Here is a 26,998-nt window from a genome sequence, read left to right as displayed (position 1 = left end):
TCCGCGGCCGGTAGGGTGGTGGGCGACACGCGCGGCTCCGGTCGAGTGCGGGCCCTGGTCTGGGCCCGTCGGTCCATGATCGTCCCGGGGCTCCGCGTGCGAATCGCACCGGCGCAGCCCGAGGCTGGCACCCCTCTAGCCGGCCCAGCCTGTACGGTTACCGAACGGATCGGGCAATGCCGTGGCCAAGGCGATGCAATGCCGATGCAATGCCTGCGCAACCCCGGGACGGCGCAAAGGCGCTCCGCGCCCTCGACGCCGCCGGGCGGCTTCGCGTAGAAGCCCCCCGGTTCAGGGGCTCGCCGCCCGCGCGGCCCGGCGACGGGGATGATCGATGCCGGAGATGAGTTTTCGCCGTGTCCTCGTGAAGCTCTCCGGCGAGGCTTTGGCCGCCCCGGACGGCTACTGGCTGCACCCGCCGACGCTGGCGGGGCTCGCCGAGGACATCGCCCGAACGATCGCGACCGGCATCGAGGTCGCCCTCGTCGTCGGCGGCGGCAACATGATCCGCGGGGCGAGGATCTCGCAGGCGGGCTTCATCGACCGGGCCACCGGCGATTCGCTCGGCATGATGGCGACCGTGATGAACTCGCTGGCGCTGGAGACCGCGCTGAACGCCGCCGGCGTCCAGGCGCGGACCATGTCGGCGGTGTCGATGCCGACGATCTGCGAGACCTTCGCGCGCCAGCCCGCCCTGCACCACCTCGACAAGGGACAGGTGGTCGTGCTGGCCGGCGGGACGGGCAACCCCTTCTTCACCACCGACACCGCGGCGGTGCTGCGCGGCGCGGAGCTGCGCTGCGACGCGGTCCTGAAGGCGACCCAGGTGGACGGCGTCTACTCCGCCGACCCGAAGACCGACCCGAGCGCGACCCGCTACGAGCGCATCACCCACGACGAGGCGATCGCCCGCGACCTCAAGGTGATGGACACCGCGGCCTTCGCGCTCGCCCGCGAGAGCCGGCTCTCGATCGTGGTCGGCTCCGTCCACGCGCCGAGCTCGATCACCGCGATCCTCACCGGCGGCGCGCCCTGCACGCACGTGGTGCCCTGACGATCGGCATCCGTTTGCGGGCGACCGGGTTTTCGTTCATTGAGGCGCCGACTTGTGACGCGCTCGCCTCTGACGCATTCACCTGGCCCCGCCGACCGGCGCGGGCCTGATTCCTCCGCAGAATGTCGGGACCTGACGACATGGCCACACCGGACTTCGACCTGAACGACATCAAGCGCCGCATGCAGGGCGCGGTGGCCTCGCTGTCCAAGGATCTCGGATCGCTGCGCACCGGCCGCGCCACGCCGAGCCTGCTCGACCCGATCCAGGTCGAGGCCTACGGCGCGACGATGCCGATGGCCCAGGTCGCCACCGTGAGCGTGCCCGAGCCGCGCCTGCTGTCGATCTCGGTCTGGGACCGCAGCATGGTGACCGCCGTCGAGAAGGCGATCCGCGCCTCCGATCTCGGCCTCAACCCCCAGACCGAGGGCCAGACCATCCGGCTGCGCATCCCCGAGATGAACGAGCAGCGTCGCAAGGAGATGGTCAAGGTCGCCCACAAGTACACCGAGGAGGCGCGGGTGGCCGTCCGCCACGTCCGCCGCGACGGGCTCGACCTCCTCAAGAAGCTCCTCAAGGACAGCGCCATCTCCGAGGACGACGAGAAGCGCCAGTCCGCCGACGTGCAGAAGGCGACCGATCAGTTCATCGCCGAGATCGACGGCGTCCTCGCCACCAAGGAGAAGGAGATCATGCAGGTCTGAGGCTCGGGCGCGCGCCGTGACCGGCTTGCATGAGAGATCCGCCGCGCGCCGGTTCCGGGCATCGGACGGCCGTCGGCGGCGGGCGCCGTGATGGCCGGCGGGGCGGCGCCGTCGCGGCGGTCCTTCGGCGATCTCGGCCTGCGCGTCCTGTCGGGCGTGGTGCTCGGCGCCCTCGTCGTCTCGGGGCTGGTGCTCGGCGGCTGGCCCTTCGCCGGCATCTGGCTCGCGGCGGGCATCGTCGGCGCCGCCGAGTGGATCGGCATGAGCCGCACCGGCCCGCGCCGCCTGCTCCTCGCCGTCGTCGCCGCGACGCTCGTCGGCCTCACGATCTGCCTGGAGCGCGAGCTGCCGCTCGGCGCCGCCCTCGCGCTCCTCGGGGTCGGCAGCCTGCTCTGCCTCGGGCTGGCGCAGGGCGGGGGCGCGGCGCGGCTGCGAGCGCTCGGCGCGCTCCTCGGCGGCGGCGTGCTGGCCCTGGTGCCGCCGGCTCTGCGCGACGCGCCCGAGATCGGCATCCTGGGGCCGGCCTGGATGTTCGCTGTGGTCTGGTCGACGGACATCGTCGCCTACTTCACCGGCCGCACCCTCGGCGGGCCGAAGCTGATGCCCGCGGTCTCGCCCAAGAAGACGTGGTCGGGCGCGCTCGGCGGACTCGTCGGCGGGGTCGCGGCCGGCACGCTCGTGGTGGCGCTCGCGCGGGCCGAGGGCTGGAGCCCGCTCGCGGCGACGGCGCTGCCCCTGGTCGCCTTCGTCAGCGCCGCGGCCTCGGTGCTGAGCCAGGCGGGCGATCTCCTCGAATCCGCCCTGAAGCGGCATTACGGGGTCAAGGATTCGGGCCGGGCGATCCCGGGCCACGGCGGCGTGATGGACCGCTGCGACGGATTTTTCGCGGTCGCGCTGCTGGCGGGCCTCTACCTCGTCCTGCACCGGCTCGGCCCCTGAAGGAGACAGCGACCCCGTGACCCTCACCGTCACCGTCCTCGGTGCGACCGGCTCGATCGGCCGCTCGACCATCGACCTGCTGCTCCAGCACCCCGACCGCTTCCGCATCGGCGGCCTCGTCGCCGGCCGCGACGCGCAGGCGCTGATCGCGCTCGCCGGCGATCTCCGGCCGGATTTCGTGGCGCTCGCCGACGAGAGCGCCGGCCCGGCGCTGCGCGAGGGCTTGGCGCAGACCGGCATCGCGCACGGCGCGGGCGAGAGCGCCGTGCTGGAGGCGGTGTCCCGCCCCGCCGACATCGTGGTCGCGGCGGTGAGCGGCGCGGCGGGGCTCCGGCCGACGCACGCGGCGCTGAAGCTCGGCCGCACCGTGGCGCTCGCCAACAAGGAGAGCCTCGTCTGCGCGGGCGAAGCCTTCATGCGCGACGCCAAGCGCTACGGCGCGACGCTGCTGCCGGTGGATTCCGAGCACAACGCGCTGGCCCAGGCCCTCGGCCACGGCCCGATCGCGGACGTCGCCAAGATGACGATCACGGCCTCCGGCGGCCCCTTCCGCACCTGGACCCGCGAGCGCATCGCGGGCGCCTCCGCCACCGAGGCCGCCGCCCACCCGACCTGGTCGATGGGCATGAAGATCAACATCGATTCGGCCTCCCTGATGAACAAGGGGCTGGAGCTGATCGAGGCGCACCACATGTTCGCCCTGGAGCCCGAGCGGCTCGACGTGATCGTGCATCCCCAGTCGATCGTGCACGGCCTCGTCTACTGGCGCGACGGCGCGGTCACCGCCGGGCTCGCCATGCCGGACATGCGCGTGCCGATCGCCCACTGCCTCGGGCTCGGCGAGCGCCTGACCATCGCGCGCGGCCGCCCCCTCGACCTCGCGGCGGCCGGCAGCCTCACCTTCGAGCCGGCGGACGAGGCCCGCTTCCCCTGCCTGCGCATCGCGAAGGCGGCGCTCGCGGCCGGCGGCTCGGTGCCCACCGTGATGAATGCCGCGAACGAGATCGCGGTCGCCGCCTTCATCCGCGGCGAGATCGCCTTCTACGGCATCGCCGACCTCGTGGAACGGACCTGCGAGCATTTCGCGCCGATCCACCGCGCCGCGCCCGCGGACGTGGACGAGGCCCTGGCGATCGACGCCGAGGTCCGGGCCTGGAGCGCGGCGGCCCTGCCGCGGATGCGCGCGGCAGGCTGAGACTCAGGCCTCGGGCCCGTATCCGGCGAAGAACATCCGCACCGCCTCCCGCACGCGATGCTCGATCTCCGCCTCGGTCGGGGGCCCGCCCGCGTTGAACAGCAGCCGCGTCAGCAGGCCGGCCTGGCAGAGATGCAGGAACTGCTTGGCGGCGAGTTCGGTGTCGGCGACCCGCAGCCGTCCCAGCGCGACCTGCGCCTCGAGATAGGCCTGGAGCCGCCCGACGCCGCAGACCGGGCCGGCCTCGTAGAAGGCCTGCCCGAAGCGCGGGAACTTCTCGCTGGCCCCGATCACCATGCGGATGATCGAGACGTGCTCGGGCCGCGCCATCATGCCGAGATAGCTCGTGCCGAGGCGGGTCAGCACGGCGCGCACGTCCGGGTCGTCCGCATCGAGGCGGAACAGGGCCTCGGCGAGGCCGCTCTTCTCCTCGACGGTCAGCGCCTCGAACAGCGCCTCCTTGCTGTCGAAATAGACATAGAGCGTGCCCTTCGAGACGCCCGCCGCCCTGGCGATCTCGCCCATGCTGGCGCCGTCGAAGCCTGCGGCCATGAACACGCTGCGGGCGCCTTCCAGGATCTGGCGGCGCTTCTCGCTCTCCGCCGGATGCGCCCCCTGGTCTCGTTCCAGCGTCGCCGTTCCAGCCATCGCCCTGCCCCGATTGACCGAACCGTTCAGTCAATGTTATCTAGCGCCGCGTCGGCCCGGACGTCAACTCGGTCCGGCGAATGACCGAACGGTTCGGTCAATGCGGTGAGGATGGTTGGCATGTCGTTGCGCGAAGACGCCGGTCGACCCGAGAGCGCGGTCGAGATCGCCGAGGACGAGCGCGCCGAGCGCGGACCCATTCGCCCGGCGCCGCCTGCTGCCACGCCTGCGCCTGCTGAGCCGCAGGCAGCGGCTCCGAAGCGCAAGCGCCCGCTCCGGCGCGCGCTGCTGCTGCTGATCCTCGCCGGCGCGCTCGGCGGCGGCGCCTATGCGGGCTGGCAATGGTGGACCGTGGGCCGGTTCTTCGTCTCCACGGACGACGCCTATGTCCAGGCCGACATCTCGGTCCTGGCCGCCAAGGTTTCGGGTTATCTCGACGCGGTGCCGGTGGTGAACGGGCAGGCCGTGCACCGGGGCGACGTGATCGCCAAGCTCGACGACGGCGATTACCGCCTCGCGCTGCGGGCGGCCGAGGACAAGCTCGCCACCCAGGAGAGCACCATCGCGCGGATCGCCCGCCAGGCCGAGGCGGCCCAGGCTCAGGTCGCGCAGGGCGCGGCGCAGATCGATGCCGCCAGGGCCGACGCGGTGCGGGCCCAGGCCGACTACGTCCGCGCGACCCAGATGCAGTCCGACTTCGTGGCGAAATCCAAGCTCGACCAGACGCGGGCCGACCGCGACCGCACCGACGCCGCGGTCAAGGGAGCGGAGGCGGGGCTGCTCGCCGCCAAGGCCAATGTCGAGGTGCTGAAGGCTCAGGCGCGCGAGGCCGAGAGCCTCGCCGCGGAGCTGCGCACGGCGGTCGACCGCGCCCGGCGCGACCTCGACTTCACCGTGGTGCGCGCCCCCTTCGACGGCGTCGTCGGCAACAAGGCCGTGGAGGCCGGCGCCTACGTCGCCCCGGGCTCCCGCGTGGCCGCCCTCGTGCCGCTGCAGAGCGCCCGCGTCGACGCGAACTTCAAGGAGACGCAGCTCGCCCGGGTGCGGCCGGGCCAGACCGTGCACATCGCGGTCGACGCCTATCCGGACCGCGACATCGTCGGCACGGTGGAATCGCTGTCCCCGGCCTCGGGCTCGGTCTTCAGCTTGCTTCCGCCCGACAACGCCACCGGCAACTTCACCAAGATCGTGCAGCGCCTGCCCGTGCGCGTGCGCGTGCCGGAGGACGTCGCCCGCGAGGGCCTGCTGCGCCCGGGCCTCTCGGTGGTCGTCAGGGTCGATACCCGCGCGGGGGCCGACGCCCCCGTCCAGAGGCTCGCCGCCCATCCCTGATGCCCATGCCTGAGGCGGCGCGCCGCCCGATCCGAAGAGGGTAGAGCCGTCATGGCCGCCACCGCCACGATCCAGGGTGCGCCTCCGCGGGCCGTCCCGGTCGAGCCCCCGCTCGACCGCCGCCGCATGGTGGCGTTCCTCTGCATGGTGTTCGGGATGTTCATGGCGATCCTGGACATCCAGATCGTCTCGGCCTCGCTGAACGAGATCCAGGCCGGCCTCTCGGCCTCCGGCGACGAGATCCCCTGGGTCCAGACCAGCTACCTCATCGCCGAGGTGATCTCGATCCCGCTCTCGGGCACCCTCTCGCGGGTGCTCTCGACGCGCTGGATGTTCGCGATCTCGGCGGGCGGCTTCACCCTGATGAGCCTGATGTGCGCCACCTCGTCCTCGATCGGCGAGATGATCGTCTGGCGCGCGCTCCAGGGCTTCATCGGCGGCGGCATGATCCCGACGGTGTTCGCCTCGGCCTTCACGATCTTCCCGCCCTCGAAGCGCTCGATCGTCTCGCCGATGATCGGCCTCGTGGCGACGCTGGCCCCCACCATCGGCCCGACGGTCGGCGGCTACCTCACCGACCTGTTCTCCTGGCACTGGCTGTTCCTGATCAACATCGTGCCGGGCATCTTCGTCACGGTCTCGACCTGGATCCTGGTCGATTTCGACAAGCCCAACCTCGACCTCCTGAAATCCTTCGACTGGGCCGGGCTCGCCTTCATGGCGGGCTTCCTCGGCTGCCTCGAATACGTGCTGGAGGAGGGGCCGAACCACGATTGGATGCAGGACGAGGCGGTGTTCGCCTGCGCCATCGTCTGCGCCGTCTCGGGCCTGCTGTTCTTCGCCCGCGTGTTCACGGCGCGCCAGCCGATCGTGGACCTGCGCGCCTTCTCCGACCGGAACTTCGCGGCGGGCTGCATCTTCAGCTTCGTGCTCGGCATCGGCCTCTACGGCCTGACCTACCTCTACCCGGTCTATCTCGCGCGGGTGCGCGGCTACTCGGCGCTGCAGATCGGCGAGACCATGTTCGTCTCCGGGCTCTGCATGTTCGCCACCGCGCCGATCGCCGGGCGCTTCCTCAGCAAGGCCGATCCGCGCCTGCTGATGGCGCTGGGCTTCTCGGGCTTCGCCGCCGGTACCTGGATCGTCACCGGCCTGACCAAGGACTGGGATTTCTGGGAGCTGCTCTGGCCGCAGGTGCTGCGCGGCTGCTCGCTGATGCTGTGCATGATCCCGATCAACAACATCGCGCTCGGCACCCTGCCGCCGGCGCGGATGAAGAACGCCTCGGGCCTCTACAACCTCACGCGCAACCTCGGCGGCGCGGTCGGCCTCGCGCTGATCAACACGCTGCTGAACGATCGCTGGGACCTCCACCTCGCCCGGTTGCACGAGCGCTTCACCTGGGCGAACGGCGCCGCGGTCGAGCGGCTCGATGCGATGCGCCGGCAGTTCGAGGCGATGGGGGGCGACGCCGCCGGCATGGCGCTGAAGGCCATGACCAACACGGTGCGGGTGCAGGGCCTCGTCATGAGCTTCGAGGACGTGTTCCTCGTCCTCACCGGCCTGTTCCTCGCCATGGCCTGCGCCACGCCGCTGATCCGGCGCCCCACCGCCGCGGTCGGCGGGGCGGGGCACTGAACCCGGCGAGGGGCCGCCGCCGGCTCAGCGGGCCGGGCGCGGCTCCGGCCTATCCCGCCGGGGCCGAGGGGGGGAGGGCGGCTCTCGCTCCGGCCCCGCGCGGGCCCTGCGGGCGGGATCAGACCGCGACGGTCAGACCGTGACCTGCGTACCGACCTCGACCACGCGGCCCGTGGGAATCTGGAAGAAGTCCGTGGCGTCGTTGGCGTTCTTGGCCAGCGTGATGAAGATCCGGTCCTGCCAGAGCGGCATGCCCGAATGGGCGGCCGGCCGGATCGAGCGGCGCGAGAGGAAGAACGACGTCGCCATGATGTCGAACTTGAAGCCCTGGCGGCGCAGCAGGGTCAGGGTCTTCGGGATGTTCGGCGTCTCCATGTAGCCGAACTTCATCACGACCTTGTAGAAATGCGGACCGATCGGCTCGATGCGGACCTTGTCGGCCTCGTTCGAGCGCGGGCTGTCGACCGTCTCCACCGTCAGGACGACGTTCTTCTCGTGCAGGACCTTGTTGTGCTTGAGGTTGTGCAGCAGCGCGGCCGGCGCGATCTCGGGGTCGCTCGTCAGGAACACCGCCGTGCCGCGCACGTGGTGGGGCGGGCTCTTCTCCAGCATGCCGACGAGTTCGAGGATCGGCACGTCGGTCTTGCGGGTCTTGTTGAACAGGATCGTGACCCCGCGCACCCAGGTCCACATCAGCACGATCAGGACGCCCGCGAGCAGCAGGGGCACGTAGCCGCCCTCGAACACCTTGAGCAGGTTCGAGAGCAGGAACAGGAACTCGATGGCGATGAAGGGCAGCATGATCGCCGCCGAGGCGATCGGCGACCACCGCCACAGGCGCCACATCACCAGGAAGGTCATGGTGGCGGTGAGCAGCATCGTGCCGGTGACCGCGATGCCGTAGGCCGAGGCCAGGGCCGACGAGGTGCGGAACAGGACCGCGAGGGCCACGACGCCGATGAGCAGGAGGCCGTTGATCTGAGGCAGGTAAATCTGCCCCGAATGGGCCTCGGAGGTGTGGCGGATCTCCAGCCGCGGCAGCAGGCCGAGCTGGATCGCCTGTCGCGACAGCGAGAAGGCGCCCGTGATCACCGCTTGGCTCGCCGTGACGGTGGCGAGCGTGGCCAGGATCACCATCGGCAGCAGGCCCCATTCGGGCACCATCTGGTAGAACGGGTCCGAGGTCTCGGGCTTCTCCAGGACCAGAGCGGTCTGGCCGAGATAGTTCATCGCCAGCGCCGGGAAGACGAGACCGATCCAGGCGATCTGGATGGGCTTGCGCCCGAAATGGCCGAGATCGGCGAAGAGCGCCTCGGCGCCCGTCACCGCCAGGAAGACGGCGCCGAGCGCGATCAGCGCGCCGCTGCCGTGACCGAGCAGGTAATGCACGGCGTACCAGGGATTGACGGCCTTGAAGACGACCGGGTGGGCGACGACGTGCGGCAGGGCGGCGGCGGCGAGCGCCAGGAACCACACCACCATCACCGGCCCGAAGAAGGCCGCGACCTTGCTGGTGCCCCGGCTCTGGACCAGGAACAGCGCGACGATGATCGCCACCGTGATCGGCAGCACCGAGTTCTCGAAGGCGGGCGTGACGAGCTTCAGGCCCTCCACCGCCGAGAGGACCGAGATCGCGGGCGTGATCACGGCGTCGCCGTAGAACAGGGCGGCGCCGAGCAGCCCCAGCGTCAGCACGATGCGCGAGCCGCCGACCGCCTTGCGGGCGAGCGCCATCAGCGAGAGGATGCCGCCCTCGCCGTTGTTGTCCATGCGCAGCAGGATCGCCACGTACTTGACCGTGACGATCAGGAACAGCGCCCAGAGGATCAGCGAGGCGGTGCCCAGCACCTCCTCGGGCAGCAGGATGTTGTCGGTGCGCGCGGGCCCCAGCGCCTCGCGGAAGGCGTAGAGCGGGCTGGTGCCGATATCGCCGTAGACCACGCCGACGGAGCCGACCACGAGGCTCCAGAAGCCCGCGTGACGGTGGCCCTCCGCGTCGAGGGCGCCCGCGGGTGTGGCGAGGGCCTCGGGCATCGCCGGTTGCGGCGCGGCCTCGGGCTGAGCGGCGGTGGCGCCGGGTGTGGCGGAGTGGGTCATCGGATCTGATCGAGGCTCAGGCCTGCCCGGCGCTTCGCTGAAAATCGGGATCCTCGCCGGAGGATGCGACGGGGACGCGAAAAGCTTGCCGGTGCGTGCGCGGCGCGGGGCCGGTTCGCACAAGGGATCGTGACGGTCTGGTTATCATGCCGGCGCGCGGCCGGAAACAGCCACCGCTCCGCGAGTCGTCGCAGGCGATGGCTCGGTCCGGTTGTCCTCGCGCGGTCGGGGAGAGAGCGGCGGCCCGGCGCGGCCGTCGTCCGGCCTATTCGGCCGCGCTGCGCGTGCCCTGGCCGAAGCGGCGCTCGATGTAGTCGATGACGATCGCCTCGAAATCCTTGGCGAGCGTGTTGCCGCGCAGCGTCATCGCCTTCTTGCCGTCGATGAAGACCGGCGCGGAGGGCGTCTCGCCGGTGCCGGGCAGCGAGATGCCGATATCGGCATGCTTCGACTCGCCCGGGCCGTTCACGATGCAGCCCATCACCGCGACGTTGAGGCCCTCGACGCCCGGATAGGTCTTCTTCCATTCCGGCATGGAGGTGACGATCCAGTTCTGGATGTCGCGGGCGAGTTCCTGGAACGTGGTCGAGGTGGTGCGGCCGCAGCCGGGGCAGGCGGCCACCAGCGGCACGAAGGTGCGGAAGCCCATCGTCTGCAGCAGTTCCTGGCTCGCCTTGACCTCCAGCGTCCGGTCGCCGCCGGGCTCGGGGGTGAGCGAGTAGCGGATGGTGTCGCCGATGCCCTCCTGCAGCAGCACGCCGATCGCCGCCGAGGCCGCCACGATGCCCTTCGAGCCCATGCCCGCCTCGGTGAGGCCGAGATGGATCGCGTAGTCCGAGCGGCGCGCCACCTCGCGGTAGACCGCGATCAGGTCCTGGACGGCGGAGACCTTGGCCGACAGGATGATCCGGTCCTTCGGCAGGCCCAGATCCTCGGCGCGCCGGGCCGAGGAGAGGGCCGATTGCACCATCGCCTCGCGCATCACGGCGCGGGCATCGATCGGGCGCGCCGACCGGGCGTTCTCGTCCATCAGGTGGGTGAGCAATTCGCCGTCGAGGGAGCCCCAGTTCGCCCCGATGCGGACCGTCTTCCCGTAGCGTATCGCCTGCTCGATGATGGTGGAGAACTGGGTGTCCTTCTTCTCCTTGAAGCCGACGTTGCCCGGGTTGATCCGGTACTTCGCCAGCGCCTCGGCGCAGGCCGGATGGTCGGAGAGGAGCTTGTGGCCGATGTAGTGGAAGTCGCCGACCAGCGGCACGTGCACGCCGATGCGGTCGAGGCGCTCGCGGATCTTCGGCACCGCCGCCGCCGCCTCGTCGCGGTCGACGGTGATGCGCACGAGCTCCGAGCCGACGCGGGCGAGCTGGGCCACCTGGGCCACCGTGCCGTCGATGTCGGCCGTGTCGGTGTTGGTCATCGACTGGACGACGATCGGGGCGCCGCCGCCGACGGTGATGGCCCCCTCGCCCTCGCCGACGCGCACGCCGACCGTGCGGTGCCGGGGCGCCGGGCCCGCGATCTCCGGCCCTGTGCCGGCGAGCGGGTTCGCGGGGCGGGTGTCGGCTTCCATGGCTTCCATCGGGGACCTTCGTTCGAGGCCTTCTGGCACGTCTGACGGAACCGCGTCGGCGGGACCTGTCCGTCCCGTGCCGTGTGGGGGGCCGCCGCGCGCGGTGATCCGGTTCGGGCTCCGTGCGAGACCCTGCGCACGGCACCGTTGAGCTGCGATCGACGGCGCGCCGCGTCAAGGCCGGACGCGGCGCAGCCCGAGTCTGCGCGCGTGTCATGTCCCATCCGGCCGCGGATGTCGAGTTCGCCGCCGCCGCATCACCCCTGCAGACCCGCGATGGACGAAATGCTGCACTGCAACCGTTGCTCCCGCGCTGCGGTATCCCATGTTGGACGGCATGACGCACGCACATCCCCACGGCGACGAGCCGCATAACCCCGTCACCGCGGTGCCGGGCTCCGATCGCGTCCGCACCTCCGCGCAGGCGGTCGGCGCGGACACCGCCCCCGCCGACACGGCGGTGGGGGACGACCCGGCCCGCCACCCGCCCCTGCGCATCCTGGCCGGGCCGCGGGCCGAGAAGACCGTGGCGCTGGCGCTCCAGGGCGGGGGCGCGCACGGCGCCTTCACCTGGGGCGTGCTCGACGCGCTGATCGAGGACGGGCGGCTCGGATTCGAGGCGGTGACGGGGGCGAGCGCGGGCGCCATGAACGGCGTGGTGATGATCGACGGCTGGCTGAAGGGCGGGCCCGAGGGGGCGCGCGAGGGCCTGGAACGGTTCTGGCGCGAGGTCAGCCTCGACGGCGATCTCGGGCCGGCCCAGCGCAGCGTCGTCAGCAGCCTGCTCGGCTTCTGGAAGGGCAACCCGGTCGCCGAGTTCTGGGCCAAGGCGCTGACGCCGAGCCCCTACGTCTCGAATCCGCTCAACATCAACCCGCTGCGCAAGGCGCTGGCCGCCCAGGTCGATTTCGAGCGCCTGCGCGAGGCCGAGACCGCCGGCATCTACATCTCGGCGACCAACGTCTGGACCGGCAAGCTCGCGGTGTTCGAGCGCGAGCGCCTCACCGTCGATCACCTGATGGCCTCCGCCTGCCTGCCGACCGTGTTCCAGGCCGTCGAGATCGACGGGGTGCCCTACTGGGACGGCGGCTATCTCGGCAACCCGCCGCTCTACCCGCTCCATCGCGGGGCCGAGACGCGGGACATCCTGCTCGTCCAGATCAACCCGGTGGAGCGGCGCGAGACGCCGCGCACCGAGCGCGAGATCCAGGACCGGCTGAACGAGATCACCTTCAACGCCAACCTCATGCGCGAACTGCGCGCCATCGACTTCGTGGACGGCCTGATCGAGGAGGGCGTGCTCGGGCAGGGCGCCTACCAGCGGGTGCTGGTGCACCGGATCGACGGCACCGACGCGCTGGAGCACTTCAACGCCGCCTCGAAGCTCGATGCCCGCTGGCGGGTCTTCGAGAGCCTGCGCGACAAGGGCCGCGCGGCGGCGCAGGCGTGGCTGGCCGAGCATTACGATGCGATCGGCCGCCGCTGCAGCCTCGACCTCGAATCGGCCTACGGCTAGCCTGCGTTCCGCCGCGGGGATGCGGGCTCGGCCCAGGACGTCGCGTCCCCGCATCCGCCGCGGCGCGCGGAGCCCCGCGAGCGCCGCAGGGTCCGCGGTCGGGATTAACCCCGCGCTCCGGCCGTTGATGTCTGTATGAGCTCCGACAAGACGCCGCGCCCGGACATCGTCGACCTGCTGGTGCCGCTGCGGCGCTACGCACGGTCCCTCACCCGCGACACCCTGCGGGCGGACGACCTCGTGCACGACACCCTCGTGCGCGCCCTCGAATCCCAGGGCGGCCTGCGGGCGAACACCAACCTGCGCACCTGGATGATGACGGTGCTGCACAACGTCTTCATCGACGACCAGCGCCGCAAGCAGGTCGAGGCGCGCCACGCCGACGTGCTGGTGCAGCTGAGCGAGGAGACCGTGCCGCCCGCCCAGGAGGGGCAGGTCCGCCTCTCCCAGATCCGCCAGGCCTTCATGACGCTGCCGGAGGAGCAGCGCGCGGCCCTGCACCTCGTCACGCTCGAGGGCATGGCCTATGCCGAGGCGGCCGCCGTGCTCGGCATCCCGATCGGCACGCTGATGTCGCGCCTCGGCCGCGGGCGCGCGGCGCTGCGGGCCTTCGAAGAGGGTCGGCAGGGGGGCCGGGCGGCCGACGAATCCGCCGAGCCGCCCCGGCCCGAGCGCGGGGGCCTGCGCCTCGTCTCGCGCGACGGACAGGCGGAGACGGACGGCCCGGTCTTCCGCCGGGCGCTGCGCGGCTGGTAGCCGCCGGCCGGAGGCCTATCGGCCCTTGACCGGCGTCGCCCTCAGACGAAATCTGGACGGACAGGACTGCGCGCGATGATCGACCCGATCACAGACAGCGATCTCACCGCCTTCATCGACGGCCAGCTCGACGTGATGCGCCGGCTGGAGGTAGAGGCCCATCTCGGCCGCAATCCCGAGACGGCGGCCCGCGTGATGGCCGAGATGCACGATCGCGATGCCCTGCGGGCCGCCTTCTCGCGCCTTCCCGGCCCCGGGCCGGAACGCAACCGGCAGGCCGCCCGGCGCCTCGACCGCTCCCTGCGCTGGCGCCGGATCGGCGCCCGCCTGAAGCGGGCGGCGGCGATCGCGGTGCTGGTCGGGGCCGGCTGGCTCGCCCACGACGAGGTCGGCAGCTTCGGCGTCCCCGGCACCTTCGCAGCCACCATCGATCCGACCCTCGTGGAGGATGCCCGGCAGGCCCGCGAGGTCGCGCGGCTGCGGGCCGGCATCGCCTCGCAGCGCAGCGCCGCCTACGACCGCGACGCCATCGCGACCGCGACCGGCATCCGCCTGCCCGCGCTCCCGGCCGACTGGATCGTACGCGACGTGCAGGTCTTCCCGTCGCGCCACGGCACCGGCGTCGAGATCGCCCTCGATGCGGGCACGGACGGCGAGATCTCGCTCTTCGCCACCCACCGGCGCGGCAGCGGGCCGGCGACCGAGCCGGCGGCCTGGCCGAGCGAGGCCGACGGCGACGCCGTCTATTGGAGCGCCGGCAGCTCGGCCTACGCGGTCAGCGGCGGCCGCGACGAGGTGGCCCGGCGCAACGCCGCGGCGGCCCTCGCCGTCGCGACGCCGTAGGGGTCGAAGCCCGGCAACCCGCTCCCGCATCGCGGGGCGACGCTTCGCGAGAACGTGACCGAACCGCGCGGCCTCTGATCTCGGCGTTCGCGGTTATCCCCTGCCGGCCCCGGGCGGCCAGCGTGGGAGGGTTCCATCATGCATTCCGCCACAGGTGTCGTGACCGCGCTCGCCCTGGCCTTCCTCGGCAGCGGGAGCGCGATCGCAGCGGGGCCCGACGCCCCCGCGACCGGTCAGACGGCAGCCCCTGCGGCCAACCCCGCCGCCCTCAAGAGCGACGGCCCGACCCAGCCGGCCAAGGTCCAGGACGGCCAGTACACCGACACGAACGGAGATCCGACCTATCACGTCACCGAGGATGGCAAGAAAGTCGATTGGTACACGATGTCCGGATATGTGCGCTACAGCGCCAACTGCATCGTCTGCCACGGGCCGGACGGCATGGGATCGACCTACGCACCCTCTCTGGTCAACGCGCTGAAGGGTATGGACTACGCGCATTTCGCCGGCATCATCGTCGGCGGCAAGCGGGACGTGAATGCTTCGCAGGAACTGGTCATGCCGGCCTTCCGGGATAACAAGAACGTCATGTGCTACATGCCGGACATCTACACCTACCTGCGGGCCCGCTCCGACGGTGCCCTCGGCCGCAATCGTCCCGCCGAGCACGAGGCGAAGCCCGCCGCGTTCGAGAAGGCCGAAGACGCCTGCATGAAGTGAGCGAGCGGGCGGCCGACCTGCTGGCGGCCGCGCCGATGTGGCGCCCGATCCCCGCGCCGCGTGCGGCGGGGCTGCGATGCCCTGTCGTCCGCGCTCGTCCGTTCAATTGGCGCCACACGGCCGTTTCCACGGATCGCACGACCGTTGCGGTCTTTTAATCAATCGGCCATGCCGGCGGAAAGTCATCGGTCTATTGTCTGAACACGGAATGAAGAAGGCGGATATCCAATAGAGCCTTCAATCCGGCGTTCAGGTGGAGATAGGACGATGGCTTATCGCAGATCGACGACTGCCGCGCTCGTGCTCACCACGATCCTCGGCGGCACGGCCTTCGCCGCCGAGCAGGCGGCCCAACAGGGCGCGGCGCAGACGAGCGCGGGCCGGACGGCGGTCGACAAGGATGTCGGCAGGCTCTCGAAGGATGGCGCCCAGGCGTTCAGGGATCTCCAGCTCACCCGCCTCGCTATCTTCGAGGCCGATCCGGCCCAGGCCAAGGCCATGATCGGCAAGGCTCGGGCGGCCTTCGACAAGGCGAAGGCCGACGATGCGGTGTTCAACAAGGCCGAGGCCGACCTCAAGACCGCGGCCGATCTCGCCGGCGGGACGGCGTCTGCACCCGCTGCGAAGCCAGATGCCGCGCCGGCCTCGAAGGCGCCGGTCGCCTGGGTGCCGGTCGATGCGCAGCTGGTGCTGGCGGACGACTTCGTGGCGACGCCCGAGAAGGCCTCGGCCGTGACCGAGGCGAACAGGAACCTCGCCCACGGTGACCAGAAGGGCGCCTTGGAGAAGCTCAAGCTCGCCCATGTCGATGTCAGCGTCACGATGGCGGTGCTGCCGCTCGACAAGACCCGGGCCGACGTGGACCAGGCCGCCGCGCTGATCGACCAGGGCAAGTACTATGAGGCCAACGCGATCCTGAAGACGGCCCAGGATGGGATGCGCTTCGACAGGATCGATGCGGTCGCCGTCCCGCGGAAGGCCGCGGCCGCGACGGCCGACACGGCCTCCCCGCAGGCACCCGGCGCGAAAGCCGGACACTGACCGATCGGGGATCGACACGGGCTCGATCCCGGCAGGGTCGGCGCACCGAAGGGCGCGCCGGCCGCTATCCAAGCCGCCCGAGCCGCCACCCGGGCTGAACACCCTCCGAGGCCACCCGACTGTGTTCCGCCCGGGCGCCGGCCCGAGCGACGCTCAGGCCGATCCGCGCCCCAGGCCATAGAACTCGTCGTTCGGACGCAGGCTGGTGAAGTTGGCGAGGCGGTTCGACATCCCGAAGAAGGCCGCGATCGCCGCGATGTCCCAGATGTCGTCGTCGCTGAAGCCGTGCGCGCGGAGCGTGACGCTGTCGGGCTCGCCCGTCTCGTGGGCCTGCTGCGAGACCTTCAGGGCGAAATCGAGCATCGCGCGCTGGCGGGGGGTGATGTCCGCCTTGCGGTAGTTGCTGGCGACCTGATCGGCGATCAGGGGGTTCCTGGCCCGGATGCGCAAGATCGCCCCGTGGGCGATGACGCAGTACTGGCACTGGTTCGCCGCCGACGTCGCCACCACGATCATCTCGCGCTCGGCCTTGGTGAGGCCGCCCGGCTTGTCCATCAGGGCGTCGTGGTAGGCCATGAAGGCGCGGAACTCGTCCGGCCGATAGGCGAGCATCAGGAAGACGTTGGGGACGAACCCGGACTTCTCCTGCACCGCCAGGATGCGGGCGCGGATATCCTCCGGCATCGCATCGAGCGCCGGGATCGGGTAGCGGCTGACCGGGGCGTTCGTCTCGTCGGGCATGGGGCGACCTGCAGGGGGTACGGACCAGTCTAGACCGCTTTCCGCCCCAGGGGATCCCGGATCGGTTCAGGAGGGCCGATCCCGACGAAGCCGTCGCGGTCGGGGTCGCGCACTCGCAGGGGCGACCGGGCTCGCGCGGAACGGGCCTCGCGGCCTCGACAGGCCGGCCCGCGGGATGCCAAACAGGTCCCCATGCGGGCTGACCCCGAACAGACGCGCGGGACCGGCGCCCTCGATGCCCTCTTCGCCGCGGCCGCGGCGGTGCGGGCGCGCGCCCACGCGCCCTACTCCAATTTCCGGGTCGGCGCGGCCCTCGTCGACGAGCGGGGCGCCGTCCATGCCGGCTGCAACGTCGAGAACGCGGCCTACCCGGTCGGCACCTGCGCGGAAGCCGGCGCGATCGCGGCCATGATCGCGAGCGGTGGGCGGGCGATCCGGGCGATCCTGGTGCTGGGCGACGGCGCGGGGCTGGTGACGCCCTGCGGCGCCTGCCGCCAGCGCATCCGCGAGTTCGCCACCGGGACGACGCCGATCCACGTCGCCGGCCCGGAAGGCGTGCGCCGCAGCTTCAGCCTCGACGAACTCCTGCCCGTCTCGTTCGGCCCGGAGACACTCGGCGAGACGATCGATGAGACCGCCGGTGGCTGATCCCGTCGCCGCCGCCGTGGCGGCGCTCCGTGCCGCGGGCTTTGCCGGTCCCCATGCCTGCGCCGTCGTCACCGGCACCGGCCTCGGGCGGATCGCCGAGGATCTCGAGGGGCGGACCTCGCTCGCCTACGCGGAGATCCCGGGCTTTCCCGAGCCCGGCGTCACCGGCCACGGCGGCCGGCTCCATCGCGGGCGGATCGCCGGGCGCGACGTCCTGGTGCTGGAGGGCCGGGCCCACGCCTACGAGCGGGGCGACGCCGCCGCCATGCGCGTGCCGCTCGCCGCGTTGGCCGCGCTCGGCACCGGGGCGCTGCTCCTCACCAACGCCGCCGGCTCGCTGATGCCCGAGGCCGGCCCCGGCCGCCTCGTGATGCTCACCGACCATCTCAACCTCTCGGGGATGAACCCGCTGATCGGCGAGGCAGCGGACGCCCGCTTCGTGCCCATGAACGCCGCCTACGACCCGGACCTGCGCGCGCGCCTCGCCGAGGCGGCGCGGGCCTGCGGGGTGCCGCTCGCCGAAGGCGTCTATGCCTGGTTCTCGGGGCCGAGCTTCGAGACCCCGGCGGAGGTGCGCATGGCCGGCCGGCTCGGCGCCGACCTCGTCGGCATGTCGACGGTGCCGGAGGTGATCCTCGCCCGCTTCCTTGGCCTCCGGGTCTGCGCCGTCTCGGTGGTGACGAACTGGGCCGCGGGCGTCTCGGGGGGCGCACCCCACCACGCCGAGACCAAGGCGGCGGCGCGCGCCGCCGCGGACGATCTCGCCCGCCTGATCCGCGCCTTCGCCGCCGCCCTGCCGGGAGCCGATCCGTGACCGAGACGACCGATCCGCGGGCCGTGGCCGCCCGCGCCCTGCCGCTCCTCGACCTCACCGACCTGTCGGAGACCTGTACCGAGTCGCGCATCGACACCCTCTGCCGCGACGCCCGGGCGGGCGGCGTGGCGGCGGTCTGCGTCTGGCCGCAATTCGTGGCCGCCTGCGGCCGGGCGCTGGGCGGCGGGCCGGTGCGCATCGCCACGGTGGTGAACTTCCCCGACGGCGGCGAGGACATCGACCGGGCGGTGGACGATGCCTGCGAGGCGATCCGCGACGGCGCCAACGAGATCGACCTCGTCCTGCCCTACCGCGCCCTGCTGCGCGGCGAGCCCGAGATCGCCCGCCAGATGGTGGAGGCCGTGCGCGAGGCCTGCGGGCGGGTCTGCCTCAAGGTGATCCTGGAGACGGGCGCGCTGGAGACGCCCGAGCGGATCGCGGCCGCCTCCCGGCTGGCGCTGGAGGCGGGTGCCGACTTCCTCAAGACCTCGACGGGCAAGAGCCCGGTCTCGGCGACGCCCGTGGCCGCCGCGGCGATGCTGGGCGAGATCCGGGCCTGGACCGGGCGCCCGGCCGGGCTGAAGGTGTCCGGCGGCCTGCGCGGGGTGGAGGATGCCGCAACCTACCTCGCCCTCGCCGACCGGATCATGGGGCCGGCCTGGGCGGGGCCGGCGACGTTCCGGCTCGGGGCCAGCAGCCTCTACGGCGCCCTCGTCGCGGCGCGGGACGGCGGCGCATGACCTCTCCGCGCGGGCTCCCGCAGGAGACGATCCGGCGCAAGCGCGACGGCCACGCCCTCGATCCGGCGGAGATCGCCGCCTTCATCGCCGGCCTCACCGACGGGTCGGTCACCGAGGGACAGGCCGCGGCCTTCGCCATGGCGGTGTTCTTCCGCGGCCTCGCCCTGCCCGAGCGGGTGGCGCTGACGCGGGCGATGACGGAATCGGGCCGCGTGCTCGTCTGGGACCTGCCCGGCCCGGTGCTCGACAAGCACTCAACCGGCGGGGTCGGCGACGCGGTGAGCCTGCCGCTCGCTCCGATGGTCGCGGCCTGCGGCGGCTACGTGCCGATGATCTCCGGACGCGGCCTCGGCCATACCGGCGGCACCCTCGACAAGCTCGGCAGCATCCCGGGCTACGACGCCGTCCCGGGCCTCGCCCGCTTCCAGGCGGCCGTGCGGGAGGCCGGCTGCGCCATCATCGGCCAGACGGCCGACCTCGCCCCGGCCGACCGGCGGCTCTACGCGATCCGGGACGTGACCGGCACGGTCGAATCCCTCGACCTGATCACCGCCTCGATCCTCTCGAAGAAGCTCGCGGCCGGGCTCGACGGGCTCGTGATGGACGTGAAGCTCGGCTCGGGTGCCTTCATGACGGGGCTCGCCGAGGCGCGCGCGCTCGCCCGCAGCATCGTCGACGTCGCCACGGGCGCCGGCCTGCCCACGGTCGCGCTCCTCACCGACATGGACGCGCCCCTGGCGAGCAGCGCCGGCAACGCGCTCGAGGTGGCCTACGCCCTCGACTATCTGACCGGGCGCTCCCGCGAGCCGCGCTTCCACGCCGTGACGCTGGCGCTCGGGGCCGAGATGCTGGTGGCGGGCGGGCTCGCCGCCTCCGTCGCGGCGGCCTCGGACCGGCTCGAGGACGCCCTGGCGACGGGGCGCGCGGCGGAGACCTTCGGGCGGATGGTGGCGGCGCTCGGAGGCCCGGGCGATCTCGTCGAGCGGCCGGAGCGCCACCTGCCCGCCGCGCCGGTGCGGCGGGAGGTCCGGCAGGCGGGAACGGTCGCCGCGATCGACACCCGGGCGATCGGGCTCGCGGTGATCGGGCTCGGCGGCGGCCGGACCCGACCGGAGGACGGGATCGACCCGCGGGTCGGGTTCAGCGCGCTGGCGCGGCCCGGCGATGCGGGCGGCCTCATCGGGATCGTGCACGCGGCCGACGCCGCGGGGGCGGACCGGGCGGAGGCGGCGCTCCGCGCGGCCTACCGGATGGGAGCCGCGGCGCCCGAAGGCGCCGCGGTGCTGGAGCGGATCGGCTGAGGCTCACCAGCCGCGATGGTGGCCGTGGCCCCAGCCGTGATGGCGGTGCCCCCAGCCGCGGTGATGGCCGAAATGCGGGCGGTGCCCCCAGCCGTAACCGTGGCCGAAATGGCGGCGATGGCCCCAGCCGCGATGGTGGCCGAAATGGCGCGGGCCGTATCCGTACCCGTACTGGACGGTGACGAGGCCGGTCTCGGAGGCCACGGGCGCGACGGCGAGGGGCGCCGCGTTCGCGGCGGGCGCCGCGGCGAGCAGGCCGCCCGCCAGCCCGAGGACGGCGAGGACGCGGGGGACGATCGACATGGACGTTCTCCTGGGTCTTGGTGCCGGCACCGTCCGGCACCGGCTTCGGACCCCGGTCTAGGCGTGCGGCTCTGAACGGCGCCTGACGCCCGCGGACAGCCCGCGTTCGGATACGAACGGGGCCGGCGCTCGGAGGCGGGCCGCCTCAGCGCCCCGCCGCGACCCGCATCTGGGGCAGCCCGAGGGCCGGCGCGGGCGCCGCATTCGGGAGGGGCGCGGGTTGAACCGTCCGCGCGGCGACGCCGTGGCCGTAGAGGCCGCGATGCTCGGGGTTCGGGCTCAGCCGGTCGGTCAGGCCGATCACCGTCTCGGCGGCCCCGAGCACCAGGGCGCCGCCGGGCGCCAGCGCGGCCGCGATCCGGTTGAGGATGTCGGCCTTGGTCGGGGCGTCGAAGTAGATCAGCACGTTGCGGCAGTAGATCACGTCGAACTGGCCCAGCGCCTCGAACCCGTGCAGCAGGTTGAGGGGTCGGTAATCCACCATCGCACGCAGGGCCTGGGAGATCTGCCACTGCTCGCCGACCTGGGTGAAATGCTTGATCAGCCACTGCACCGGCAGGCCGCGCTGCACCTCGAAATGGGTGTAGATCCCGGTCCGGGCCCGCTCGATCACCTCGGTGGACAGGTCGGTCGCGACGATCTCGGTCTGCCAGCCCGCGAGCCGCGGGGCGGCGTCCTGCAGCAGCATCGCCAGCGAGTAGGGCTCCTGCCCGGTCGAGGCGGCGGCGCACCAGATCCGCAGCCGGCGCCGGGCGGCGTTCCGGTTCAGGGCCTGCGGCAGGAGGACGTCGCGGAACAGGTCGAACGGCGTGCGGTCGCGGAAGAAGAAGGTCTCGTTGGTGGTCATCGCCTCGACGACGGCGCGCTCCAGCGCGCTGTCGCGGCCGAGGCGCAAAGCGGCGGCCAGGTCGCCCAGGGCCGGCAGGTTGAAGCGCCGGCAGACCGGGGTGAGGCGACTCTCGACGAGATAGCGCTTCTCGGCCGTCATCGCGAGGCCGGAGCGCTGCTTGAGGTAGCCGCGCAGGAAGTCGAACTCGTGCTCGGTCATGCCGACTGCCCCGTGATCAGGTTGCGCAGGGCATTGCCGATCTCGGGGAGCGGCAGGACCGCCTGGGCGAGTCCGGCCTTGGCCACGCTGCCGGGCATGCCCCACACCGTGCTGGTCGCCTCGTCCTGGGCCAGGACCGGGCCGCCGGCATCGACGAGCGCGCGCGCGCCGTGGGTGCCGTCCGAGCCCATCCCAGTGAGGATCACCGAGACCGTCGCGGCCCCGAAGATCTGGGCGGCGTCCTTGAACAGGACGTCGACCGCAGGGCGGCAGAAATTCACCGGCGGCCCGTCATCGAGGCGGATCACCGGCTCGCGCCCGTGGCCGCCCACGAGCCCCATGTGGCGCCCGCCCGGCGCCACGTAGATCCGGCCGGGCTGGAGCGCCTCGTCGGCCTTGCCCTCGGCGGCCACCAGCCCGGTGCGGGCCGCGAGATGCTCGGCGAACACCGCCGTGAAGATCGGCGGCATGTGCTGCACGATCAGGGTCGGCAGGCGCCGCAGGGTCGCGGCCCCGATCTTCTCCAGAACCTCGCCGACCGCGCGCGGGCCACCGGTGGACGAGCCGATCAGCAGGACGCGCGGCGTGCCGGGGCGCGCCTTCGGGCGCAGGGTGAAGGGCGCGGACAGTCGCGAGAGCGGGGGCGGGGCCGCCGCGGCGCCGGGGGCCGGGACGCTGACCGGGGCGGTGGCGGGTGCGCTGGCCGGCACGGGCTTGCGACCGCGGGCGCGAACCGCCCCGAACAGGCGGACCCGCTCGACGAGATCGGCCCGGAAGGCGTCGGAGGTGGTGACGCCGCGATTGCTCTCGGGCTTGGCGAGGTAGTCGACGGCGCCGAGCGCGAGGCATTTCAACGAGATGTCGGCATTGCGGGTCGTCAGCGTCGACATCATCACGACCTGCAGGCCGGGGCTCGCGGCGAGCATCCGGGGCAATGCCTCGGTGCCGTCGAGCTCCGGCATGTCGATGTCGAGGAGCACCACGTCGGGGTCGTGGCGGCTCATCATCTCGAGGGCGATGCGGCCGTTCGAGGCGGTGCCGACCACGTTGAACCCGGCCTCGCCGATCCAGCGGGCGACGAGCCCGCGCACCACGGCGGAATCGTCGGCGATCAGCACCCGGATCAGGCCCGGCGCCGGCTGGCCCACGCCGCCCGGGGCGGCCGTGCCCGGCGCCTTCGGCACGGGGCGCGGCGCGAGATTCGCGGGGGATGCCAACATGGGGTCACGCCTCGGTCACGGGTCGTTGACGAAAGGGCCGACCGCGCGGACCCGCGTTCGGGCGCGTACGGGTCGAGCCCGGGCAGAGGAGGCGTCGTGCCGACGCCTCGGGTCGTCTCGCTCCGGATCCGATCGTGCCCTTGCGGATCACGGATCCGGGCCTCGCTCAGGCGGGGAGGGCGTCGACCGCGACGACGCCGACCTGCTCGAGCTTGGCCGTGAGGATGTCCCGGTCGAAGGGCTTCATGATGTACTCGTCGGCGCCCGCCCGCAGCGCCCGGGCGATGGCGCCGACATCGTTCTCGGTGGTGCAGAACAGGATCTTCGGGCGGTCTCCGTCGGGCATCTGGCGTACGGCCTGGAGGAAGGCGTAGCCGTCGACCTTGGGCATGTTCCAGTCGAGCAGGATCGCCTCCGGCATCGCCGTCTTGCAGATGTCGAGGCCGTCCGAACCGTCCTCGGCCTCGGCGGCGTTGAAGCCGAGCGTCTCGACGATGCGGCGGGCGACCTTCCGGATCACGGCGGAATCGTCGACGATGAGGCAGGTCTTCATGGGCGGGGCTCCCGGAATCCGCTCAGGCGGCGCTGGCCTCGGGGCGCTCGGCCCCGAACTTCAGGAGGCCGTCCACGTCGAGGATGACGAGGAGACGGCCGTCGAGGCGGTGGACCCCCAGCGTCAGGTCGCGCCAGCGGGCGTCGAGGTTGATCGGCACCGGCTCGTGGGTGTCGGGCCCGAGCTTCATCACCTCGCCGACGCCGTCGACCACGAGGCCGAAGGTCTCGCCGGCCTGCTCCAGGCCGATCGCCATCCCGGACCCCTGCGTCTCGGCCGGGGCCATGCCGAGGCGCCGGCGCAGGCAGATCGCCGTGACCACGCGGCCGCGCAGGTTGAGCAGGCCGACGATCTCGGGCGGCGCCAGGGGCACCGGCGTGATCCCGGTCGGGATGAAGACGTCGTGCACGCGGTTGATCGCGAGGCCGAACATGGTCTCCCCGACGAAGACCGTGACGAACTCGTGCACGGCGTCCTTCAGGGCCTCCTTGTCGGCGTCCTGGGATCTCCTGGCCGCGCCGTTGCTGTTGGCAGGCTGCATCATGGGTGTGTCGTCCGGTGAGCGGGATCGCGGGGAGGCGCGGACAGAAAATTACGAGGCGGTGCGGGGGGGAGCGCCCCGCGCCGCGTGCGGTCAGGCCGCCCGGGCGGTGGGGGCCTCTATCTCGCCGAGCGCGGCGATCAGGCCGGACCGGTCGAACTTCGCCACGATGTCCGAGATCGCGAGGCGGCGGGCCTGCTCGACCATCTCGGTGCCGACCGCGCCCGATAGGCCGATCACCGGCAGGCTCGTCAGCGCCGAACCCGTGCCCCGCATGGCGGCGACGAGGTCGAAGCCGCTGCGGCCCGGCATCTCCAGGTCGGTGACGACCACGTCGATGCGGGCCTCGCCCTGCATCAGCGACAGCGCCTGCTCGGCGCTCGCCGCCGCGACCACGCTGTAGCCCGCCGCCTTGAGCACGGGCGTGAGCATGTCGCGGAAGAAGGCCGAGTCGTCCACGAGGAGCAGGGTGCGCGCGCGGGTCTCCGGGCGGCGCGGGCCCCGGGCCCAGTCGTCGTAGGCCAGCGGCAGGAAGTGGGCGATGTTGATGATGTCGGTCGCGCGGCCCCGCAGCACGGCCGAACCGATCAGGTCCGAGCGCTCCGCCGAGATCTCGATGTCCAGGCGCTCCTCGACGATGTCGACGATCTCGTCGACCACGAGGCCCATCGCGCGCTCGCCGTCGGAGAACACCACGAGGGCCTGGCTGCCCTCGCTGCGGATCTGGATGGCCTCGTCGGCCACCACCAGGGGCATCAGCCGGCCGCGGTACTGGATCAGCGGGCGCCCGCCGAGCCACTCGACCTTGGCGGCGTCGATCTCCTCCAGGCGCGTCACCAGCGAGAGCGGCACCGCCTTGAAGGCGCCGTTGCCGCCCTTGAACACCAGCAGCGTGGTCTTGGCCTCGCCCGCCTCGATCTCCTCCGCCTCGGCCTCGGCCGGGATCTGGCCCGATTGCGTGCTCTGGCTGACCTGGCGCGCCATGCCGTTGGGGTCGACGATGAGCACGACGGCGCCGTCGCCCAGGATGGTGTTTCCGGCAAACAGGGGCAGGTGGCGCAGCTTGGAGGACATCGGCTTCACGACGATCTCCTCCGTGTGGAAGACCTCGTCGACGAGGATGCCGAAGCGCTGGCGCCCGACCTGGGCCACCACCACGAAGCCCGACTGGGTCTGGCCCGCATCCAGGCCGAGCAGGCCCGTGAGCGTGACGATGGGCAGGAGCCGCTCGCGCAGGCGCAGCACCGGCGCGCCGTTGATGCGCTCGATCGTCTGGGCCGAGGCGGCGTCGACGCGCACCAGCTCCAGCACCGCCACCTGTGGCAGGGCGAAGCGGTTCTCGCCCGCCCGCACGATCAGCGCGGCCACGATGGCCAGCGTCAGCGGGATCTTGATGGTGAAGGTGGTGCCGCGGCCCGCCTGGGTGTTGATGTCGATGACGCCGCCGATGGTCTCGATGTTGGTCTTGACCACGTCCATGCCCACGCCCCGGCCCGAGACCGAGGTGACGGCCGCCGCCGTCGAGAAGCCGGCATCGAAGATGTACTTCGAGACCTGGGCGTCGGTCATCTTCTCGACGTCGGCCTGGCCGGCCAGACCCCGCTCCACCACCTTGCGGCGGATGGCGGCCAGATCCAGGCCCTTGCCGTCGTCGGCGATCTCGATCGTGATGGTGCCGCCCTCGTGGTAGGCGGCCAGCCGGATCGTGCCCCGCGCGGGCTTGCCGGCGGCCACGCGCACGGCGGTCGATTCCAGGCCGTGATCGGCGGAATTGCGCACCATGTGGGTGAGCGGGTCCTTGATCACGTCGAGGACCTGGCGGTCGAGTTCGGTCTCGGCGCCGACCATCACGAGGTCGATCTGCTTGCCGAGTTCGCCCGAGAGATCGCGCACCACCCGCGGCAGCTTCTGCCACGCGTTGCCGATCGGCTGCATGCGCGTCTTCATCACGCCTTCCTGCAGCTCGGCGGTGACGTGCGAGAGCCGCTGCAGCGGCACCTTGTAGCTCGAATCCTCGTGGCGGCGGGCGATCTCGAGGAGCTGGTTGCGGGTCAGCACCAGCTCCGAGACCATCGTCATCAGGTGCTCGAGGGTGTCGACGTTGACCCGGATGGTCTGGACCTTGGCCGGGCCCTCGCCCTCGGAGGCGGCCGGCGCGGGCGCCTCGCCGCGGGACGCCGCCGGGAGCGCCGCCTCGACCGGGGCGGGCGCGGGGGCCGGGCGGGCCGGCGCGGCGGCGCTCGGGGCGGGAAGCGGGGCCGGCTCGTCCTCCGGGCCGGGCGCGGCATTGAAGGCGGCCTCGAGATCCTCGAGGCTGACCTCGCCGGGCTTGAGCTCGCGCTCGACGGGCGGCGGCAGCACGATGGCGGGAGCGGCCACGGGGGCGGGCGCGGCGACCGGGGCGGGCGCCTCCCCGAGGGACATGCGCTCGAGGGCGTGGATCAGGTCGTCGTCGGAGCCGGCGGGCTCGGTGCCGGCGATCTCCAGATCGGCCAGGATCGCCTTCAGCCGGTCGAGGGTGGCGAGGATCAGGCTGACCGAGGCGCCGCTGACGGGCAGCCCGTCGCGGAAGCGGCCCATCAGGGTCTCGGCGGCATGGGCCAGCGCCTCGAGGCGCGGCAGGCCGAGGAAGCCGCAGGTGCCCTTGATCGTGTGCACCAGGCGGAAGATGTTCCGCAGGATCGTCTCGTTGTTCGGATCCTGCTCGAACCGAACGAGCTCGGTATCGACGGTGTCGAGATGCTCACTGCTCTCGGTCAGGAACTCACGCAGCAGATCGTCCATCGGCGACACTCGAACTCATGACCGACCTGTCGTCGGTTCAAGCGTCACTGTGAGGCCGGCGGGTTAGGAAAGCGTTGCAAATTTCCGATGCGTTGCGGGCCGAAGCGACAGTTCCTGTCATTCCTGGCCCGACCCGGCGATGGATTACAGGCCCGGATCGGTCCCGCAATCCTCTTGATCGCGGTGCGGACGCGGGCGCTGAAGCAGTATCGGGCCGGGCGGGCGTCGCGCCGGGCCGAGATGTGCTTGCGG

Annotated in this window: 25 protein-coding genes; 15 read left to right on the top strand and 10 right to left on the bottom strand. The window is 72.1% G+C overall.

Going from position 1 to position 26,998, the window contains the following annotated elements; translation table 11 throughout:
• Positions 1–334: 334 nt before the first annotated feature.
• The 4 genes from pyrH to dxr all read left to right on the top strand — a co-directional run bounded on the left by pyrH (position 335) and on the right by dxr (position 3,892).
• On the top strand, positions 335–1,054 hold the full coding sequence (pyrH, locus tag ACS5RC_RS06170; RefSeq protein ID WP_478342947.1) for a UMP kinase: 720 nt from the start codon (positions 335–337) through the stop codon (positions 1,052–1,054).
• A gap of 140 nt (positions 1,055–1,194) precedes the next feature.
• Complete coding sequence (frr, locus tag ACS5RC_RS06165; protein ID WP_478342946.1) at positions 1,195–1,758, top strand: ribosome recycling factor; 564 nt, start codon at positions 1,195–1,197, stop codon at positions 1,756–1,758.
• 90 nt (positions 1,759–1,848) lie between these two features.
• Entirely contained in the window at positions 1,849–2,697 is an 849-nt protein-coding gene (locus ACS5RC_RS06160; protein WP_478342945.1) for a phosphatidate cytidylyltransferase, read from the top strand.
• Between the two features lie 16 nt (positions 2,698–2,713).
• A complete protein-coding gene (gene dxr / locus ACS5RC_RS06155; RefSeq protein ID WP_478342944.1) occupies positions 2,714–3,892 on the top strand; it encodes a 1-deoxy-D-xylulose-5-phosphate reductoisomerase in 1,179 nt (392 codons plus the stop codon).
• A gap of 3 nt (positions 3,893–3,895) precedes the next feature.
• On the opposite strand, the gene ACS5RC_RS06150 is transcribed toward dxr, so the two are convergent.
• Positions 3,896–4,540, bottom strand: coding sequence for a TetR/AcrR family transcriptional regulator (locus ACS5RC_RS06150; RefSeq protein ID WP_478342943.1), 645 nt, complete (start codon positions 4,538–4,540; stop codon positions 3,896–3,898).
• 120 nt (positions 4,541–4,660) lie between these two features.
• On the opposite strand from ACS5RC_RS06150, the gene ACS5RC_RS06145 reads away from it, so the two are divergent.
• The gene (locus ACS5RC_RS06145; RefSeq protein WP_478342942.1) at positions 4,661–5,872 is read left to right on the top strand and encodes an HlyD family secretion protein; all 1,212 of its coding nucleotides are present in this window, start codon (positions 4,661–4,663) and stop codon (positions 5,870–5,872) included.
• Between the two features lie 51 nt (positions 5,873–5,923).
• Complete coding sequence (locus ACS5RC_RS06140; protein WP_478342941.1) at positions 5,924–7,510, top strand: DHA2 family efflux MFS transporter permease subunit; 1,587 nt, start codon at positions 5,924–5,926, stop codon at positions 7,508–7,510.
• A 132-nt stretch (positions 7,511–7,642) separates the two neighbouring features.
• Here the strand turns inward: ACS5RC_RS06140 and ACS5RC_RS06135 are convergent, their stop codons facing one another.
• A complete protein-coding gene (locus ACS5RC_RS06135; RefSeq protein WP_478342940.1) occupies positions 7,643–9,607 on the bottom strand; it encodes a potassium transporter Kup in 1,965 nt (654 codons plus the stop codon).
• A gap of 265 nt (positions 9,608–9,872) precedes the next feature.
• A complete protein-coding gene (gene ispG / locus ACS5RC_RS06130; protein WP_478342939.1) occupies positions 9,873–11,186 on the bottom strand; it encodes a flavodoxin-dependent (E)-4-hydroxy-3-methylbut-2-enyl-diphosphate synthase in 1,314 nt (437 codons plus the stop codon).
• Between the two features lie 328 nt (positions 11,187–11,514).
• On the opposite strand from ispG, the gene ACS5RC_RS06125 reads away from it, so the two are divergent.
• The 5 genes from ACS5RC_RS06125 to ACS5RC_RS06105 all read left to right on the top strand — a co-directional run bounded on the left by ACS5RC_RS06125 (position 11,515) and on the right by ACS5RC_RS06105 (position 16,053).
• Complete coding sequence (locus tag ACS5RC_RS06125; RefSeq protein WP_478342938.1) at positions 11,515–12,693, top strand: patatin-like phospholipase family protein; 1,179 nt, start codon at positions 11,515–11,517, stop codon at positions 12,691–12,693.
• A 135-nt stretch (positions 12,694–12,828) separates the two neighbouring features.
• Positions 12,829–13,449, top strand: a complete 621-nt coding sequence (locus tag ACS5RC_RS06120; protein WP_478342937.1) for a sigma-70 family RNA polymerase sigma factor — start codon at positions 12,829–12,831, stop codon at positions 13,447–13,449.
• Between the two features lie 75 nt (positions 13,450–13,524).
• On the top strand, positions 13,525–14,292 hold the full coding sequence (locus ACS5RC_RS06115; RefSeq protein ID WP_478342936.1) for an anti-sigma factor family protein: 768 nt from the start codon (positions 13,525–13,527) through the stop codon (positions 14,290–14,292).
• Positions 14,293–14,430: 138 nt separating this feature from the next.
• On the top strand, positions 14,431–15,012 hold the full coding sequence (locus ACS5RC_RS06110; protein ID WP_478342935.1) for a c-type cytochrome, methanol metabolism-related: 582 nt from the start codon (positions 14,431–14,433) through the stop codon (positions 15,010–15,012).
• Positions 15,013–15,279: 267 nt separating this feature from the next.
• A complete protein-coding gene (locus tag ACS5RC_RS06105; protein ID WP_478342934.1) occupies positions 15,280–16,053 on the top strand; it encodes a YfdX family protein in 774 nt (257 codons plus the stop codon).
• A gap of 153 nt (positions 16,054–16,206) precedes the next feature.
• Here ACS5RC_RS06105 and ACS5RC_RS06100 read toward each other — a convergent pair whose 3' ends face one another.
• Positions 16,207–16,794 carry a peroxidase-related enzyme gene (locus ACS5RC_RS06100; protein ID WP_478342933.1) on the bottom strand — a complete coding sequence of 196 codons (588 nt, stop codon included), beginning with the start codon at positions 16,792–16,794 and terminating at the stop codon, positions 16,207–16,209.
• A gap of 192 nt (positions 16,795–16,986) precedes the next feature.
• Here ACS5RC_RS06100 and cdd point away from each other — a divergent pair, with 192 nt between their 5' ends.
• The 4 genes from cdd to deoA are packed head-to-tail and all read left to right on the top strand — an operon-like array spanning position 16,987 to position 20,297.
• Positions 16,987–17,442: a cytidine deaminase gene (gene cdd / locus ACS5RC_RS06095; RefSeq protein ID WP_478342932.1), complete on the top strand. Its 456-nt coding sequence runs from the start codon at positions 16,987–16,989 to the stop codon at positions 17,440–17,442.
• The gene (locus ACS5RC_RS06090) at positions 17,423–18,256 is read left to right on the top strand and encodes a purine-nucleoside phosphorylase (RefSeq protein WP_478342931.1); all 834 of its coding nucleotides are present in this window, start codon (positions 17,423–17,425) and stop codon (positions 18,254–18,256) included. The genes cdd and ACS5RC_RS06090 overlap by 20 nt, the downstream gene beginning before the upstream one ends.
• The gene (gene deoC, locus ACS5RC_RS06085) at positions 18,253–18,996 is read left to right on the top strand and encodes a deoxyribose-phosphate aldolase (RefSeq protein ID WP_478342930.1); all 744 of its coding nucleotides are present in this window, start codon (positions 18,253–18,255) and stop codon (positions 18,994–18,996) included. The genes ACS5RC_RS06090 and deoC overlap by 4 nt, the downstream gene beginning before the upstream one ends.
• Positions 18,993–20,297 carry a thymidine phosphorylase gene (gene deoA / locus ACS5RC_RS06080; protein WP_478342929.1) on the top strand — a complete coding sequence of 435 codons (1,305 nt, stop codon included), beginning with the start codon at positions 18,993–18,995 and terminating at the stop codon, positions 20,295–20,297. Before deoC ends, deoA begins: the two co-directional genes overlap by 4 nt.
• A 3-nt stretch (positions 20,298–20,300) precedes the next feature.
• Here the strand turns inward: deoA and ACS5RC_RS06075 are convergent, their stop codons facing one another.
• The 6 genes from ACS5RC_RS06075 to ACS5RC_RS06050 form a co-directional block, all read right to left on the bottom strand.
• Complete coding sequence (locus ACS5RC_RS06075) at positions 20,301–20,600, bottom strand: hypothetical protein (protein WP_478342928.1); 300 nt, start codon at positions 20,598–20,600, stop codon at positions 20,301–20,303.
• A 145-nt stretch (positions 20,601–20,745) separates the two neighbouring features.
• The gene (locus ACS5RC_RS06070) at positions 20,746–21,648 is read right to left on the bottom strand and encodes a CheR family methyltransferase (protein ID WP_478342927.1); all 903 of its coding nucleotides are present in this window, start codon (positions 21,646–21,648) and stop codon (positions 20,746–20,748) included.
• Positions 21,645–22,868, bottom strand: coding sequence for a protein-glutamate methylesterase/protein-glutamine glutaminase (locus tag ACS5RC_RS06065; RefSeq protein ID WP_478342926.1), 1,224 nt, complete (start codon positions 22,866–22,868; stop codon positions 21,645–21,647). Before ACS5RC_RS06065 ends, ACS5RC_RS06070 begins: the two co-directional genes overlap by 4 nt.
• A 166-nt stretch (positions 22,869–23,034) precedes the next feature.
• On the bottom strand, positions 23,035–23,421 hold the full coding sequence (locus ACS5RC_RS06060; RefSeq protein ID WP_478342925.1) for a response regulator: 387 nt from the start codon (positions 23,419–23,421) through the stop codon (positions 23,035–23,037).
• 22 nt (positions 23,422–23,443) lie between these two features.
• Positions 23,444–23,962, bottom strand: a complete 519-nt coding sequence (locus ACS5RC_RS06055) for a chemotaxis protein CheW (RefSeq protein ID WP_478343423.1) — start codon at positions 23,960–23,962, stop codon at positions 23,444–23,446.
• 93 nt (positions 23,963–24,055) lie between these two features.
• On the bottom strand, positions 24,056–26,746 hold the full coding sequence (locus ACS5RC_RS06050) for a hybrid sensor histidine kinase/response regulator (RefSeq protein ID WP_478342924.1): 2,691 nt from the start codon (positions 26,744–26,746) through the stop codon (positions 24,056–24,058).
• Positions 26,747–26,998: the final 252 nt, after the last annotated feature.

This window comes from Methylobacterium sp. HJ2 (genome assembly GCF_056431005.1).
This window is presented reverse-complemented; position numbering and strand designations above follow the sequence as displayed.

What these genes read in the sequence shown, in the direction of transcription:
- pyrH (WP_478342947.1), top strand. Translation starts at nt 335, where the DNA reads ATGCCGGAGATGAGTTTTCGCCGTGTCCTCGTGAAGCTCTCCGGCGAG.
- frr (WP_478342946.1), top strand. Translation starts at nt 1,195, where the DNA reads ATGGCCACACCGGACTTCGACCTGAACGACATCAAGCGCCGCATGCAG.
- ACS5RC_RS06160 (WP_478342945.1), top strand. Translation starts at nt 1,849, where the DNA reads ATGGCCGGCGGGGCGGCGCCGTCGCGGCGGTCCTTCGGCGATCTCGGC.
- ACS5RC_RS06150 (WP_478342943.1), bottom strand. Translation starts at nt 4,540, where the DNA reads ATGGCTGGAACGGCGACGCTGGAACGAGACCAGGGGGCGCATCCGGCG.
- ACS5RC_RS06145 (WP_478342942.1), top strand. Translation starts at nt 4,661, where the DNA reads ATGTCGTTGCGCGAAGACGCCGGTCGACCCGAGAGCGCGGTCGAGATC.
- ACS5RC_RS06140 (WP_478342941.1), top strand. Translation starts at nt 5,924, where the DNA reads ATGGCCGCCACCGCCACGATCCAGGGTGCGCCTCCGCGGGCCGTCCCG.
- ACS5RC_RS06135 (WP_478342940.1), bottom strand. Translation starts at nt 9,607, where the DNA reads ATGACCCACTCCGCCACACCCGGCGCCACCGCCGCTCAGCCCGAGGCC.
- ispG (WP_478342939.1), bottom strand. Translation starts at nt 11,186, where the DNA reads ATGGAAGCCATGGAAGCCGACACCCGCCCCGCGAACCCGCTCGCCGGC.
- ACS5RC_RS06125 (WP_478342938.1), top strand. Translation starts at nt 11,515, where the DNA reads ATGACGCACGCACATCCCCACGGCGACGAGCCGCATAACCCCGTCACC.
- ACS5RC_RS06120 (WP_478342937.1), top strand. Translation starts at nt 12,829, where the DNA reads ATGAGCTCCGACAAGACGCCGCGCCCGGACATCGTCGACCTGCTGGTG.
- ACS5RC_RS06115 (WP_478342936.1), top strand. Translation starts at nt 13,525, where the DNA reads ATGATCGACCCGATCACAGACAGCGATCTCACCGCCTTCATCGACGGC.
- ACS5RC_RS06110 (WP_478342935.1), top strand. Translation starts at nt 14,431, where the DNA reads ATGCATTCCGCCACAGGTGTCGTGACCGCGCTCGCCCTGGCCTTCCTC.
- ACS5RC_RS06105 (WP_478342934.1), top strand. Translation starts at nt 15,280, where the DNA reads ATGGCTTATCGCAGATCGACGACTGCCGCGCTCGTGCTCACCACGATC.
- ACS5RC_RS06100 (WP_478342933.1), bottom strand. Translation starts at nt 16,794, where the DNA reads ATGCCCGACGAGACGAACGCCCCGGTCAGCCGCTACCCGATCCCGGCG.
- cdd (WP_478342932.1), top strand. Translation starts at nt 16,987, where the DNA reads ATGCGGGCTGACCCCGAACAGACGCGCGGGACCGGCGCCCTCGATGCC.
- ACS5RC_RS06090 (WP_478342931.1), top strand. Translation starts at nt 17,423, where the DNA reads ATGAGACCGCCGGTGGCTGATCCCGTCGCCGCCGCCGTGGCGGCGCTC.
- deoA (WP_478342929.1), top strand. Translation starts at nt 18,993, where the DNA reads ATGACCTCTCCGCGCGGGCTCCCGCAGGAGACGATCCGGCGCAAGCGC.
- ACS5RC_RS06075 (WP_478342928.1), bottom strand. Translation starts at nt 20,600, where the DNA reads ATGTCGATCGTCCCCCGCGTCCTCGCCGTCCTCGGGCTGGCGGGCGGC.
- ACS5RC_RS06070 (WP_478342927.1), bottom strand. Translation starts at nt 21,648, where the DNA reads ATGACCGAGCACGAGTTCGACTTCCTGCGCGGCTACCTCAAGCAGCGC.
- ACS5RC_RS06065 (WP_478342926.1), bottom strand. Translation starts at nt 22,868, where the DNA reads ATGTTGGCATCCCCCGCGAATCTCGCGCCGCGCCCCGTGCCGAAGGCG.
- ACS5RC_RS06060 (WP_478342925.1), bottom strand. Translation starts at nt 23,421, where the DNA reads ATGAAGACCTGCCTCATCGTCGACGATTCCGCCGTGATCCGGAAGGTC.
- ACS5RC_RS06055 (WP_478343423.1), bottom strand. Translation starts at nt 23,962, where the DNA reads ATGCAGCCTGCCAACAGCAACGGCGCGGCCAGGAGATCCCAGGACGCC.
- ACS5RC_RS06050 (WP_478342924.1), bottom strand. Translation starts at nt 26,746, where the DNA reads ATGGACGATCTGCTGCGTGAGTTCCTGACCGAGAGCAGTGAGCATCTC.